Source organism: Streptomyces sp. NPDC048106 (genome assembly GCF_040706415.1).
Classification (GTDB): Bacteria; Actinomycetota; Actinomycetes; order Streptomycetales; family Streptomycetaceae; genus Streptomyces.
Genome location: NZ_JBEZND010000002.1, coordinates 26,514 through 39,463, shown reverse-complemented (window position 1 = coordinate 39,463; position 12,950 = coordinate 26,514). Strand labels below are relative to the sequence as shown.

Sequence of the window (12,950 nt, the reverse complement as noted above, 5' to 3'; positions counted from 1 at the left end):
GAGGAGCGGGTTGGGCCATACGGCGGGGGCGCCGGCCGGGGGCGGGTGGCGGCGGGGCCGGGGCCCGGGACGGCTCAGTCGTACAGCTTGTCGAGGAACGCGGACAGATTGCCCGTGGTCCGAACGATCTGCTCCTCCACCGTCAGGCTCTCCTCGATCCGCATCCCGGAGTCGGGGACCTTCCTGCCGCGCACGTACAGGGAGCAGGCCAGGTCCGTGCACATGTACAGGCCGACCGAGTTGCCCTCGCGGCCCGCGGTGCCCGCCTTGCGCGCGGTCATCAGGGACACCCCGCCGCCGCGGTGCGTGGTCAGGCACAGGGAGCACATGCTGCGGTGCAGGAAACCGTGCTGGGAGGAGGGGAAGCGCAGGGCGACCCCGACGAGCCCGTCCGCCCGCTCGGTGACCAGGTAGCTGCGGTCGGGGGCGCCCGGATCCCGCCAGCCGAGGAAGTCGAGCTGGTCCCATGGCCGTTCCTCAAGGTCCCGCGGCACGGCCAGTCGCTTGGCCTCACCCTTCGAGCAGTTCACGAAAGAGCCGCGGATGTCCTGCTCGGTGAGCGATCTCATGGAAATTCCTTCGTCGTGCGTGTGCCGGACCCGGAGGATGGGTCCCTGAGCAGCCTAGATATCCCACGGGAGGGCGAGCCAATGGATTTCCCCGACGGGCTTCCGGCACGGGCCCGGCGCGCGCTGCGGCACGTGGCCGCCCACGCGTCCGGGCCGCCGCTGGCCCCCGGCCCGCGCATCACCCTCAACTTCCACCCGGACCGCCACTCGGGCGGGCTGTCGATCCTCACCTCGCTCGCCCGGGACGGCGCCTACCACTCGCAGTTCGTCACCGGCACCGGCAACGGAGGGCTCACCGCGCACCGGGGCGGCGACCGGTGGCGCTGGGAGAGCCGGATCTTCGGAGGCGTGTACGACGACGCCGACCCCGTGGAGCGGCCGGTGTACGGCGCGCTGGACTTCCGCCGCCAAGTGGTGGGCGCCGCACCTCGGTTCGGTTCCTCGCACTTACGGCTCACCGCGCCGGTCACGGCCCGCGCCACCTTCTGCTACCCGGACAGCGCGGCCGAACCGACGGCCTTCGGCGTGGCCGGCGCGATGCCGCTGATCGCCCTCGCCGAGGCGGACGAGCGGGACGCGCTCGACGACTACATCGAGAGCCACGTGCACGGGGGAGTCCTGCTCGCCCGGGACATCGAGGCACTGGTCCTGGACGCGAGCTACCGCGGCACCCCCGTGGAGACGGCGGCCCGGCGCCTCCCGTTCCCCGTGGAATGGCACCCCGGCTACGTCCTCACCGTCGACCGGCTCCGCCACCATGCCGGCTACCGGGGCCCCGAGTACGCCGCCCTCGGCGCCCGCGTCGCCTCGGCGGGCGTCCTGACCCCCCGTCTCCTCGGCGACGCCGCCCGCACCGGCCGCTACGACCTTCAGCACCTGAAGATGGTCTGGCACACCCTGGCCCGCTTCGGTGCCCCGGCGGGCGCGGGCACCTCCGAGACGAGCGCGGCGGCGGCGTCCTGAGCGAAGCCGCCGACGTACCGGAAATCCGTTTGCCGCTCCCGGGCCGACGCGGTTGACTTCGCCGGGCCGCCGACCGGCTCGGCAGGCGGCGTTCGCACGTCGCCGTCAGGCGCTGCCCCGTCGTGAGCGGCAGTGGGCCCAGGTACCCCCCGCTTCTCTTCTCCAAGGAGATCTCTTGTCCGTCCGCGTCACCGCGCTGACCGATCCCGAAGCCGACTCCTCCGGCCGCCGCCTGGCATGGCTGGCGTCCGGCGCCGACGGCGTCCCCGTCGGGTCGGCGTTCCTCCGTCTGTTCGCCCGGACCGGGCAGGACCACCTCGCCGAGCTGGAACTGCACGTCCATCCCGCCGAGCGGCGCCGGCGGACCGGCTCCCTCCTGCTGCGGGCGGCCGTGGCCGCCGCGCGCGCCGACGGCCGGAGGTCCATGATCACCCAGGCGGAGGCCGGCTCTCCCGGCGAGGAGTTCCTGGCGGCCCGGGACTTCCGCAAGGTCCTGACCCTGACCTACACCCGGCTCCCGCTGGCCGACGCGGACACCGAGGCCCTCACCGGGATCATCGAACGGCCGCATCCCGGGTACCGGCTGGCGTCCTGGGAGGGCACGGTCCCCGACGAACTCGCCGAGACCTTCGTCCTGTCACGTCACGCCATGGACGACACGCCGATGGGCAGCACCGATATCGGCACGATCACCTGGGACCTGGAGCGGGTCCGGGACGCCGCGGCGGCCGTGGCCAAGCGAGGCGACCTCCTGCACACCGTGGTCGCGATCAGCGAGAGTGACGGCGCGATCGTCGGCTTCACCGAACTGGTCGTCCCCGGCAGCGGCCAGGGGGACGCGCAGCACTACGGCACCGGAGTGCTCCCGGAGCACCGCGGGCACGGCCTGGGCCGGTGGATGAAGGCCGCCTCGATCCTTCAGGCCCGCGAGCGGTACCCCGAACTCGGCGGCCTGCTCACCGACACCGCCGACAACAATCCCTACATGAGCCGCATCAACGACTCGTTCGGCTACATACCGACGCATACCACGTACGAGTTCCAGTTGGACCTCTGAGCCCCGCCCCGCCCGGCGGACCACGGGGCGCGACCGTCCCTTAGCTCACAGCATGAACTAAGGGTTGGTGGAAAGTCGCGTTCCGGTCGCCCGAAGGAGTATGTTGCAGGTCGGGCATGGTTCGTGAAAGGAGCCGCATGGCGGGGCGGAACGGGCGCACGGTGCGTGACCTCCGGCGGGGCAACCGTACCGCCGTACTCCAGCGGCTGTACTTCGACGGCCCGCTGAGCCGCTTCGAGCTGGGCCCGGCCACCGGTCTCAGCTCCGGTTCGGTCAGCAACGTGGTCGCCGACCTGGCCGCCGACGGACTGGTCGAGGAGGCCGGCAGCGTCGACTCCGACGGCGGCCGGCCCCGAACCCTGCTGCGCGTCGCCCCGGACAGCGGACAGATGATCGGCGTCGACGTCGGCGAAACCCGCGTCCGGGTCGAGCTGTTCGACCTCGCCCTAACCGAACTGGCCCGCACCGAACGGCCCTTGACCCCGCAGCGCTACGACGCCGACGTCATCGCCGGGCACATCCGCGACGGGGTCGCCGAGGTCCTCGCCGCCCAAGCCGCCGATCCCGAACGGCTGTTGGGCGTCGGCGTCGGCGTCCCCGGCATCGTCGAGCACACCGCCGACCGGGGCGCCGTCGTGCACGGGCAGACCATCGGCTGGGACGCGGTCCCGCTGGAGCAGCTGCTCCGGTCCGCCGCCGGACTGCCGCGGGCGGTGCGGTACTTCATAGAGAACGGCGCCAAGACCCTCGGCCAGGCCGAGATGTGGTTCGGCGCGGGCCGGGGCGCCCGCAACGCGGCCGTCGTGCTGTTCGGCTCCGGTGTCGGCGCCTGTCTGGTGACCCCCGAGGTGGAACGCGGACGGGCCGTCGAGTGGGGCCATCTGACGGTACGGGTCCGCGGGCGCCGCTGCCGCTGCGGTGCCCCGGGCTGCCTGGAGGCGTACGCGGGCGCCGAGTCGCTGCTCGCCCGCTGGCGCGAGGCGGGCGGGTGCCCGCCGGCCGACGCCGACGAGGAGACCGCGCTCACCGCCATGCTCGCCGCCGCCTACCCGGCGGAGGGCGGCACGGCGGACCCGGTGGCGCTGGCGGTGCTGGAGGAGACCGCCGAATACCTGGGGGCGGGCCTGTCCGACCTGATCAACCTCTTCCAGCCCGAGCGGATCATCGTCGGCGGCTGGGCCGGACTCCAGCTCGGCTCCCGGTTCCTGCCCGCCGTACGCCGGCACGCGACGACGTACGCCCTGCGCCACCCCGCCGACAAGGTCACCATCGAACTCGGCCGCCTCGGTCCGGACGCCGTGACCGTCGGCGCGGCGATCCTTCCCCTGGCCGACTTCTTCGCCGGCGGCGGCCACCGCCCCGCCCCGGCCCCCGAGACCCCGCTGCCCGCCTGGCGGACGGCGCTGCGGGAGCGGACGCCGGGCGGGTAACCCACCGCGGCCGTCAGTCGGGCGACTCGTCCGGACCCGGGTGCTCCGGGTGCACGGTGCCCGTGCGCGGCGCGCCGCGGGGGCCGGCGCCGGCCTCGTCGGTGTCGGGCACGCCGTCCTCGTCCGGGCTTTCGCCCGAGGCGCCCGGCGAGCCGTCCGCGGGGACCTCCCAGGGGTCGTCGGACTGGGTCTGCTGGTCGGGCATGTCCCTGGGCACCGGGTCCGGGGACCTGCCGGGTTCCTGTTCGCGCTGTGCGGCCATGATGTTCTCGCCTTCCTCCCCGTTCAGCCCACTTTGCTGCCGTGCAGCGGCGCGGTGTCCAGTCCGCTGCCCCGCTGCAGCCCGTCCAGGAACTCCTCCAGCACCTCCGTCGCCGTCCACCGGGGCTGCCAGCCCAGCTCCTGGTGCGCTCGCGCGCAGTCCATCAGGGGCAGCCGCAGCACCGCGTCGAACAGGTGCGGCGAGGCCGGCAGCAGACGCAGGCTCCAGGCCGTGGCGATGGCCGAGCGGGCGGCCGTACGGGGCAGCCGTACCGGGCGGGCGCCCAGCAGGGTGCCGAGGACCGCGGCGTCGAGCGGGGGGTCGGCGGCGAGGTTGAAGGCGCCGCGGGCCGTCTCCGAGTGCACCGCGAGCCGGTAGGCCTCGGCGGCGTCGTCGGTGTGCAGGGCCTGGACGCGCAGCCCGGGGATGTCCGGCAGGAACGGCAGCAGTTCGGGCCGGGCCAGCGGGCCGGGCAGGAAGCGTCCCGCGAAGATCCGGCGCTGCTCGCTCGCCGACTCCCGCTTGAACAGGAACGCCGGCCGCATCCGCACCACCCGCACCTCCGGGTGGTCGCGCTCGAACACGTCCAGGGTGCGTTCCAGATACGCCTTCTCCCGGCAGTACGCCGCGTCCGGCCAGCCGTGCGTCGGCCAGGACTCGTCCACCGCGTGGTCCTTGGGCCCCGGCGAGTACGCCCCCACGGACGAGGCGTGCACAAGGACCGGCACCCGGGCCGCGGCGACCGCCTCGAACACCCGGATGCTGCCGAGCACGTTGGTCCGCCACGTGGTCGCCGGATCGTGCGTCGGCTGGAACGCCCACGCCAGATGGACCACCGCGTCCGCGCCCGCGAACCGCTCGGCGAGGTCCGGGTCCGCCCGGTCCGACGAGAGGTCGACGGCGGACCACTCGGTCCTCGGCGGCGACCACTCGGGCCTACGGCGCGCGATGCCCCGTACCGAGGCGATCCCGGGGTCCTGGGAGAGCAGGCGCACCACGCTCGTTCCGACATTTCCGGTGGCCCCGGTGACCACCACCGTGCTGCCCGCTGAGCTGCTCACCTTCGGCTCCTTCCGTCCTCGGGCGAAGGTCCCGCGACGACCGGCCGGGTACCCGGGCGACCGGCCCGCACACGCATGCCACCCACCCGGACACACGTGCTTGACGTGCCGGGTAATCGACCCCGGGGTCCGTTCCGGGCACGATCGGGATCACCGGCCGGCCGAGGTCCGTGGGCCCGCCGGTGCATCCGAGCCGCATCCCGAGGAGGACCCCCATGCCGTACTACGAGAGCCCTGTCGACGGCACCCGGCTGCACTACGCCGACCACGGTCCCGCCTCCGGCGCCGTCGCCGTCTTCGTCGCGAGCGCCTATCTGGGCCACGAGATGTGGGAGCACCAGATGCTGCCGCTCGCGGAGGCCGGATACCGCTGTGTGGGCCTGGACCGGCGCGGTCACGGGCGCTCGGACGACGTCTGGCGGGGGTACGACCTCGACACCCTCGCCGACGACCTCCAGGGGCTGCTCGACCATCTCGGCCTGCGCGAGGTCACCCTGATCGGGCACTCCGTCGGCACCGCCGAGGTGGTGCGCTGTCTGACCCGGCACGGCTCGGACCGGGTGGCCGGGGCCGTCCTGGTCTGCGGCGTCAGTCCCGGGATCCTGCGTTCCGAGCGGCTGCCCGACGGCGTGGATCCGGCGCTCGCGCGCGCCGACGACGAGCTCTTCCGGCGCGACCGGCCCGCGTGGTTCGCCCGTTCCGCGGACGCGTTCTTCGCCGTCTCCAGCGCGGGAAACGAGGTCTCGGACGCCTATGTCAGCCGTCTCATCGACCGCTGCCTGAGGGCCACGCCCCGCGCCTCCACCGGCCTTCGGGCCCTGGTGACCGGCCTCGACCTCACCGACGAGCTGCCCGCCGTGGACGTACCGGTGCTCGTCGTGCACGGCACCCACGACACCTCCGCGCCCCTGGCCCACACGGGCGAGCGGCTGGCCCGGCTGGTGCCGGGCGCCGCGCTGAAGGTGTACGACAGGGGCGGCCACGGCCTGTTCTTCACGCACGCGGAACGGCTCACCGCGGATCTGCGGGAGTTCCTCGGCACGGTCGGGGCCACGGCGGCCACCGCCGGGGTCTGACGGCCGCCGGGCGCGGCGGTGAGCCCCGCGCGGGCCCGGGCGCACGTGGAAAGCCCCGGCCGTGACGGGGGGACGCACGGCCGGGGCGGTCTGAGGTGGGTGCGAACGGCGGTCGCCTCTCGGCGAGACGCTCCACAGGGCTTCAGCCGAACGATCGTCCCTGTGTGCAGAAGGTGAGGCCCGGGGACACTGTCCCGTCCGTACCCACGGATGGTTCAACGGGCGAGGGTCCTCCGCTGTTCCACCACCCTCCGTGAGCTGCGCCACACGGCGGAACGCTCAGGTCAGCGGGCTGGTGTCCAGACGGGCGAGCAGGTCGGCGGGGTCCGCGTAGACCGCCTGCGCACCGGCCTCCTCCAGATCGGCCCGGGGGATCCCGCCGCACAGCACCCCCACGCACCGCACCCCCGCCTTGGCGCCCGCCCGCATGTCCCACACCGTGTCCCCGACGAACACCGCCCGCGAGGCCGGCACCCCGGCCAGCTCCAGCGCGTGTTCCACCGGCTCCGCGGCGGGCTTGCCCTCCCGCACGTCCTCGCTGCTCGCGGTGGCCTCGATGGCGTCGTCCGCGTCGATCGCCCGGCGCAGCGCGCCCAGCTCCGAACCGCTCGCCGAGGTGGCGAGGACCACCGTCCAGCCGTCGTGGCGCAGCCGTCGCAGCAGCTCGCCGGCGCCCGGCAGGGCGGGGAGCCGGTCGAAGTACTGGCCGTACAGCGCCTTGTGCGCGGCGCCGAGTGCGGCGTCCTCGTCGCGGTCGCGGTCCTCGCCGAGCAGGTGCGCGACCAGGTCCGACGAACCGAGGCCGACGGCCCGGTGCACGGCGTGCATGGGGACGGTGTGACCGGCCTGCCGGAAGGCCTCCCACCAGGTGACGACGTGCAGGTGATTGGTGTCGACGAGGGTCCCGTCGACATCGAAGACGGCGGCGCGCTGTTCCATCCCGGCCCTCTCTCTGGCTCCGGCTCTCCCGATCCGGTCCCGGGTACCACGTCAGGCCCCCGCCACGCGCGCGGGCACCCGCCCCTCGCGCGTCCACTCCAGCAGCTCCGGCGCCGACCACGTGGTGACCACCCGCTCGGCAGGCACCCCGCACTCCTCGGCACGGGCGCAGCCCAGGATCTGCCAGTCGAGCTGGCCGGGCGCGTGCGCGTCGGTGTCGACGGCGAAGAGCGTCCCCGCGGCCACGGCCCGGCGCAGCAGCCGGCGCGGCGGGTCCAGCCGCTCGGGGCGGCTGTTGATCTCCACGGCCGTGCCGGACTCGGCACAGGCGGCGAACACCTCGTCCGCGTCGAACTCCGACTCCGGGCGTCCCCGTCCGGTGACCAGGCGCCCGGTGCAGTGCCCGAGGACGTCGGCGTGCGGATCGCGTACGGCGGCGACCATGCGGCGGGTCATGGCGCGGGCGTCCATCCGCAGCTTGGAGTGCACCGAGACGACGACCACGTCCAGCCGCTCCAGCAGCTCCGGCTCCTGGTCCAGCGAGCCGTCGTCCAGGATGTCGCACTCGATCCCGGTGAGCAGCCGGAACGGCGCCCAGCGCGCGTTCAGCTCCGCCACCACGTCCAGTTGTTCGCGCAGCCGCTCCGGGGACAGGCCCCGGGCCACGGTCAGCCGTGGCGAATGATCGGTCAGGACGGTCCACTCGTGCCCGAGCGCGGCCGCCGCCCGCCCCATCTCCTCGATCGGGCTGCCCCCGTCGGACCAGTCCGAGTGGGTGTGGCAGTCCCCCCGCAGCAAGTCCCGGAGCGCGGCCCCCGGGCCCTCGCGTCCGGCGCTGCCACCCTCCTCCTCCAGCTTGCGCAGATACCCCGGCACCGCCCCGTCCAGCGCCTCCCGCACCACCTGTGCCGTCTTCGGCCCGACCCCCTTCAGCCCCTCCAGCGACCCGTCCGCCACCCGCGCCGCCACCTCCTCGGGGGTCAGCTCCCCGATCACCCGGGCCGCCGTCCGAAACGCCCGCACCCGGTAGCCGGGCGCCAGCGCACGCTCCAGCAGGAAGGCGATCCGCTCCAGGGCGGCGACGGGTTCCATAGGACCAAGGCTCGCACCGGCACTTCGCGGGGGCGCGGGGAACCGTGTGACCGGCCGGGGCCCACCCGTGCCCGGCCCGTGTCGTTTGCCCGCCCGGCCCCCGGGTACTGCGGTGACTCGTCCGAGCCCCTTACCCACCCCCTTCGAGGAGGCAGGCCATGTCCCCGACGCCGGCCGGGCGCCGCACGGCGCTCGTCACGGGTGCGGACTCCGGCATCGGCCGGGCCACCGCCGTACGGCTGGCCGAGGCGGGCCTGGACGTCGGCATCACCTGGCACACGGACGAGAAGGGCGCCGAGGAGACGGCGGAGGAGGTCCGCGCGAAGGGCCGCCGCGCCGCCGTCGCCCGGCTGGACCTCACCCGCCTGCCAGCGGCGGCGGACACCGTGGACGAGCTGTGTGCCGTGCTCGGCCGGCTCGACGTGGTCGTCGGCAACGCGGGTACGGGCACCATGACCCCGTATCTCGACCTGTCCCTGGAGGACGTCCGCCGCGTCCTGGACGTCGACCTCGTCGGCCCCTTCCTGTGCGGGCAGCGTGCGGCCCGGCACATGATCCGGCAGGGGGACGGCGGCCGGATCGTCCATGTCACGTCCGTGCACGAGCACCAGCCGCGGGTCGGCGCCGCCCCCTACTGCGCGGCCAAGGGCGGCCTCGGGCTGCTCACCCAGGTGATGGCGCTGGAGCTGGCCGAGTACGGCATCACGGTGAACGCGGTGGCGCCGGGGGAGATCGCCACGCCGATGACCGGGCAGGAGGACACCGACGTGCACACCGTGCGCCGGCCCGGCGTGCCGCTCGGGCGGCCGGGGGACGCCCGCGAGGTGGCCGCTGTGATCGCCTTCCTCGCGAGCCCCGACGCCTCCTACGTCACCGGTGCCTCCTGGAGCGTGGACGGCGGCATGCTCCGCATGGGGCCGCAGGCCGGCTCCCACCTGACCAGCGACGACTGGCGGCGGCCCTGACCGGACGGCGTCCGCCGACCCGTCGCGGGGCGTTCCGTCCTAACCTGAGTTGCATGACCGAACAAGCAGCCCCCCACATCTCCCGGCCACGGGTCATGGTGCTGGGCCTGAGCCCGGGGAAGCCGGGTGAGGCGCCCTTCAGGATCGTGGAGATCGACGGCGAGGTGAGCGGCGCGGCCAGGACCGTCACCGATGTCCTGGAGGTCGCCGCCGCCTGCGGGATCACGATCCACGACCTCGACGATCCGGACGTGGTCCGCTGGGTCGGCGGCGGCAAGTACACCTGGAAGCTGCACTGAGCCGTCGGCTCAGCCGACCGTCCACTTCTGGTTGGCGCCACCCGTGCAGGACCAGATCTGCAACCGCGTCCCGTTGGCCGAGTTGTTCCCGGTGACGTCGAGACACTTGTTCGCCTGCGGGTTGACGATGTCGTGCGCGCCCGTGACGGTCCACTTCTGGTTGGTGCCGCCGGTGCAGTCCCACAGCTGGACGGTCGAGCCGTCCGCCGTGCCCCTGTCCGTCACGTCCAGGCACTTGCCGAGCGCCCGTATCGTGCCGTCCGAACCGACCGTCCAGGACTGCGCGGCGGTGCCGTTGCAGTCGTAGAGCTGGACCGGGGTGCCGTTCGCGGAGTTCGCGCCGGCCACGTCCACGCACTTGCCGGCCAGCCCCCGGATCGGGACCCCCGCCGCGCCGGCGCCGGTCGTCACGGAGACCGAGTCCACCACCAGTTGCGCTGGGAACTGGGTGCTGCCGTCCGGGTCACCGGGCCAGTAGCCGCCGACCGCGAGGTTCAGGATCAGGAAGAACGGCCGGTCGTTGTACACCCAGGTTTTGCCGCCCAGGTCGGCCGGGGTGCGCCGCTCGTAGACGGTGCCGTCGACCGACCAGGTGATCGAGTCGGGCGCCCAGTCCACGGCGAAGGTGTGGAAGCCGTCCGCGAAGGCCTGCCCGTTCGGCAGGCTGTAGGCGGCGCCGATGCCGCCCGAGCCGGAGTAGCCGGGCCCGTGGATGGTGCCGTGCACGGTCGACGGCTCGAAGCCGACGTTCTCCATCACGTCGATCTCGCCCGAGTCCGGCCAGTTCACCGGTGTGCCGAGCATCCAGAACGCGGGCCACATGCCCTGCCCGCGCGGGATCTTCATCCGCGCCTCGACATGCCCGTACTGCGCGGTGAACTTGCCGGCCGTGTTCAGCCGCGCCGAGGTGTACTGGCAACTGCCGTACCAGCACTGGTATCCGGCCGGGTTCTCCTTCCTGGCCGTGATCACCAGGTGGCCCTGGCCGTCCAGGGCCGCGTTGTTCGTGCCCGAGGTGTAGTACTCCCGCTCGTGGTTGTTGACGTTGTCCCCGGTCTCCTGGGTCCACTTCGAGGAGTCGACCGCCGAGCCCGCGGGCCCGTCGAAGGTGTCGGAGAAGGTGGTCACGGCCGCGGCGGGGGCGGCCGCGGTGGGGGCGGCCCGGTCGGCGGGGCGCGCGTGCGCGGGGCCGACGGCTGCCGCGCCGACCAGCGCGGCGGACAGGGCGGCGAACAGACATCTGCGGAGCAGGCGGGGGGAGGCCATGGCTCTCCGATCGGTGGGGGGACTTCCGGATGGAGCGATGCCTCTTGATTTAAGGAGTGAGATAAGGGGGCGTCAAGGTCTTGGTACAGACCAGTTGCCGAGGGGTCCGCGCCTCCGCCGGTTTCCGTTCACGCTCCCGGGGCACTCCGCCCGCGGACCAGCGCGCCGCCACTCCGCCCGGGCTTCGGCGGTGCTTGGATGCACCGAGCGGACGGCGAAGCGGGCATATAGCTGCAAACCATAAAAAAGAGGAAAAGAACGGGAAAAGAGGAGGCGGTGGATGGAGCGGCGTGCGACACCTCGTGCGGCCCTCCTCGTCGCCGGTGAACTCCTCGCCTGGTGGGCCGCCTTGGCCCTGCTCTGGCTGGTGCTGATCACCACCGTCGACACCCTGGAGCGGATCGTGGGCGCGAGCGTCGCCGCCGTGGGCGCGCTGCTCGCGCGGGCCGGCCGACGGGCGGTGACCTGGCGGTGAACGGCTGGATCGTCGCGGCGACCGTCGACCTGGGCGGGGGAGGGGCGGCCGCCCTGTGGGGCGTGACCACCGGCCCGACCGCCCGCCGCGTCATCGCCCAGAACCTCACCACCGCCGCCCTCTGCCCGGCCCTGCTGCTGCTCGCCCAGGGGTACGACCGTCCGGCCTACGTCGACCTCGCGCTGCTGCTCGCCCTCCTCGGACCCGTCGGCACCCTGGTCTTCGCCCGGCTGCTCCACGAGGACCTGGAGGGCCGGCGGCCGAGCGCCTGGGGGCTCACCTACGCGGTGGCCGGGGTGGGCGCCGCGGTCGTGATCGCGGTGTGCGCGGCCACCGGGCCGGGGCGGGCCATGGTGAAGCTGCTGGTGATCGGCGCGCTGCTGATCGGCGGCAACCTGATCGCCTCCCGGGCGCTGTCCGGCGGCTTCCGGGGGGTGCGGGGTGGCTGATCCGGGGCGGGACGGTGCCCTGCGGGTCGCGGGAGGTGCCGTGTGGACGACGCCCTGATCCTCGTGGCCCTGCTCCTCGTCGCCGCCGGCGCCACCGCCGCCGTCTCCCAGCGCGACCCCGCACGGCAGGCGCTCGTGCTGTCCGTGCTCGGGGTGCTGCTGGCCGTGCTGTTCACCGTGCTCCAGGCCCCCGACGTCGGCCTGTCCCAGCTCGCGGTCGGGGCCGTCCTCACCCCGCTGCTGATCATGCTGTCGGTCCGCAAGATCCGGCGGCGCGGCCGGGACCGGGACGGCGCGCGATGAGCCGGCGGCTGCGGCTGTGGCTGCTGGCCTTGGGCGGCGCCGGTCTCGCCGCCCTGCTGGCCGCCGCCTGCCTCGACCTGCCCGGCTTCGGCGGCCGTCGTCACCCCTACGGCACCCGCGCCGTGCACGCCTCCCTCGCCCGGCACACCGCCAACACCATCGCCTCCGTCAACTTCGACCAGCGCGCCTACGACACCCTCGGCGAGATCAGCATCCTGTTCGCCGCCGTCCTCGGCTGCGTGGTGCTGCTGCGCCAGGCCCGCGACGAACACCGGGAGCGGCCCCAACCCGCCGAGGTGGCCCGGCCGGTACGGCGCTACGCCCTCCTCACGGTCCCCGTCGCCCTGGTGTGCGGCCTCTACGTCGTCGCCCACGGCCAGCTCAGCCCCGGCGGCGGCTTCCAGGGCGGCGTGGTCGCCGCGACCGCCCTGCACCTGCTGTACCTCGGGGCCGACTACGGCGCGCTGGAACGCGTCCGCCCCCTCGGCGTCTTCGAGACCACCGACGCCCTGTCCGTCAGCGCCTACCTGGTGTTGGGCCTCGCCGGGGTCCTGGCAGGCACCGCGTTCCTCGCCAACACGCTGCTGCCGTACGGCACGTTCAACACGCTGTCCTCGGGGGGCACCGTCCCGCTGCTGAACGCGGCCGTCGGCATGGAGGTGGCGAGCGCGGTCGTCGTCCTGCTCGCCAACTTCCTGGACCAGGCCGTCGAGATCGAGGAGGAGAACGGAGGATGAGCACCCT

General features: G+C 73.8%; 16 protein-coding genes. 10 read left to right on the top strand and 6 right to left on the bottom strand.

The genetic code is table 11. The features are described from left to right. Positions 1-74: 74 nt before the first annotated feature. Positions 75-569: an FBP domain-containing protein gene (locus tag AB0927_RS02280; protein ID WP_366665583.1), complete on the bottom strand. Its 495-nt coding sequence runs from the start codon at positions 567-569 to the stop codon at positions 75-77. An 81-nt stretch (positions 570-650) separates the two neighbouring features. On the opposite strand from AB0927_RS02280, the gene AB0927_RS02275 reads away from it, so the two are divergent. From AB0927_RS02275 to AB0927_RS02265, 3 genes are all read left to right on the top strand, one after another. Next, entirely contained in the window at positions 651-1,532 is an 882-nt protein-coding gene (locus tag AB0927_RS02275) for a DUF3626 domain-containing protein (RefSeq protein WP_366665582.1), read from the top strand. 175 nt (positions 1,533-1,707) lie between these two features. Next, positions 1,708-2,589: a GNAT family N-acetyltransferase gene (locus tag AB0927_RS02270; RefSeq protein ID WP_366665581.1), complete on the top strand. Its 882-nt coding sequence runs from the start codon at positions 1,708-1,710 to the stop codon at positions 2,587-2,589. A 137-nt stretch (positions 2,590-2,726) separates the two neighbouring features. After that, positions 2,727-4,019: an ROK family protein gene (locus tag AB0927_RS02265; RefSeq protein WP_366665580.1), complete on the top strand. Its 1,293-nt coding sequence runs from the start codon at positions 2,727-2,729 to the stop codon at positions 4,017-4,019. A 13-nt stretch (positions 4,020-4,032) separates the two neighbouring features. On the opposite strand, the gene AB0927_RS02260 is transcribed toward AB0927_RS02265, so the two are convergent. Further along, positions 4,033-4,281, bottom strand: a complete 249-nt coding sequence (locus AB0927_RS02260) for a hypothetical protein (protein ID WP_366665579.1) — start codon at positions 4,279-4,281, stop codon at positions 4,033-4,035. 23 nt (positions 4,282-4,304) lie between these two features. Beyond that, complete coding sequence (locus tag AB0927_RS02255; protein ID WP_366665578.1) at positions 4,305-5,342, bottom strand: SDR family oxidoreductase; 1,038 nt, start codon at positions 5,340-5,342, stop codon at positions 4,305-4,307. 215 nt (positions 5,343-5,557) lie between these two features. Here AB0927_RS02255 and AB0927_RS02250 point away from each other — a divergent pair, with 215 nt between their 5' ends. Continuing rightward, positions 5,558-6,418, top strand: a complete 861-nt coding sequence (locus AB0927_RS02250) for an alpha/beta hydrolase (protein ID WP_366665577.1) — start codon at positions 5,558-5,560, stop codon at positions 6,416-6,418. Positions 6,419-6,697: 279 nt separating this feature from the next. On the opposite strand, the gene AB0927_RS02245 is transcribed toward AB0927_RS02250, so the two are convergent. Together AB0927_RS02245 and AB0927_RS02240 are read right to left on the bottom strand one after the other, a co-directional pair. Next, a complete protein-coding gene (locus AB0927_RS02245; RefSeq protein ID WP_366665576.1) occupies positions 6,698-7,357 on the bottom strand; it encodes an HAD family hydrolase in 660 nt (219 codons plus the stop codon). 51 nt (positions 7,358-7,408) lie between these two features. Beyond that, complete coding sequence (locus tag AB0927_RS02240) at positions 7,409-8,449, bottom strand: PHP domain-containing protein (RefSeq protein ID WP_366665575.1); 1,041 nt, start codon at positions 8,447-8,449, stop codon at positions 7,409-7,411. 158 nt (positions 8,450-8,607) lie between these two features. Here AB0927_RS02240 and AB0927_RS02235 point away from each other — a divergent pair, with 158 nt between their 5' ends. Then, positions 8,608-9,414, top strand: a complete 807-nt coding sequence (locus AB0927_RS02235) for an SDR family oxidoreductase (RefSeq protein WP_366665574.1) — start codon at positions 8,608-8,610, stop codon at positions 9,412-9,414. 53 nt (positions 9,415-9,467) lie between these two features. Continuing rightward, a complete protein-coding gene (locus tag AB0927_RS02230) occupies positions 9,468-9,713 on the top strand; it encodes a hypothetical protein (RefSeq protein WP_366665573.1) in 246 nt (81 codons plus the stop codon). Between the two features lie 9 nt (positions 9,714-9,722). Here AB0927_RS02230 and AB0927_RS02225 read toward each other — a convergent pair whose 3' ends face one another. Continuing rightward, positions 9,723-10,979 carry a lectin gene (locus AB0927_RS02225; RefSeq protein WP_366665572.1) on the bottom strand — a complete coding sequence of 419 codons (1,257 nt, stop codon included), beginning with the start codon at positions 10,977-10,979 and terminating at the stop codon, positions 9,723-9,725. A 280-nt stretch (positions 10,980-11,259) separates the two neighbouring features. Between AB0927_RS02225 and AB0927_RS02220 the strand changes: the two genes are divergently transcribed. From AB0927_RS02220 to AB0927_RS02205, 4 genes are read left to right on the top strand one after another with little or no spacing between them, the layout of a single operon-like run. Further along, positions 11,260-11,454, top strand: coding sequence for a hypothetical protein (locus AB0927_RS02220; RefSeq protein ID WP_366665571.1), 195 nt, complete (start codon positions 11,260-11,262; stop codon positions 11,452-11,454). Further along, on the top strand, positions 11,451-11,903 hold the full coding sequence (locus AB0927_RS02215; protein ID WP_366665570.1) for a monovalent cation/H+ antiporter complex subunit F: 453 nt from the start codon (positions 11,451-11,453) through the stop codon (positions 11,901-11,903). The genes AB0927_RS02220 and AB0927_RS02215 overlap by 4 nt, the downstream gene beginning before the upstream one ends. A 42-nt stretch (positions 11,904-11,945) precedes the next feature. Next, positions 11,946-12,206: a hydrogenase subunit MbhD domain-containing protein gene (locus AB0927_RS02210; protein WP_366665569.1), complete on the top strand. Its 261-nt coding sequence runs from the start codon at positions 11,946-11,948 to the stop codon at positions 12,204-12,206. Next, positions 12,203-12,943: an MnhB domain-containing protein gene (locus AB0927_RS02205; RefSeq protein WP_366665567.1), complete on the top strand. Its 741-nt coding sequence runs from the start codon at positions 12,203-12,205 to the stop codon at positions 12,941-12,943. The genes AB0927_RS02210 and AB0927_RS02205 overlap by 4 nt, the downstream gene beginning before the upstream one ends. Positions 12,944-12,950 lie beyond the last annotated feature (7 nt).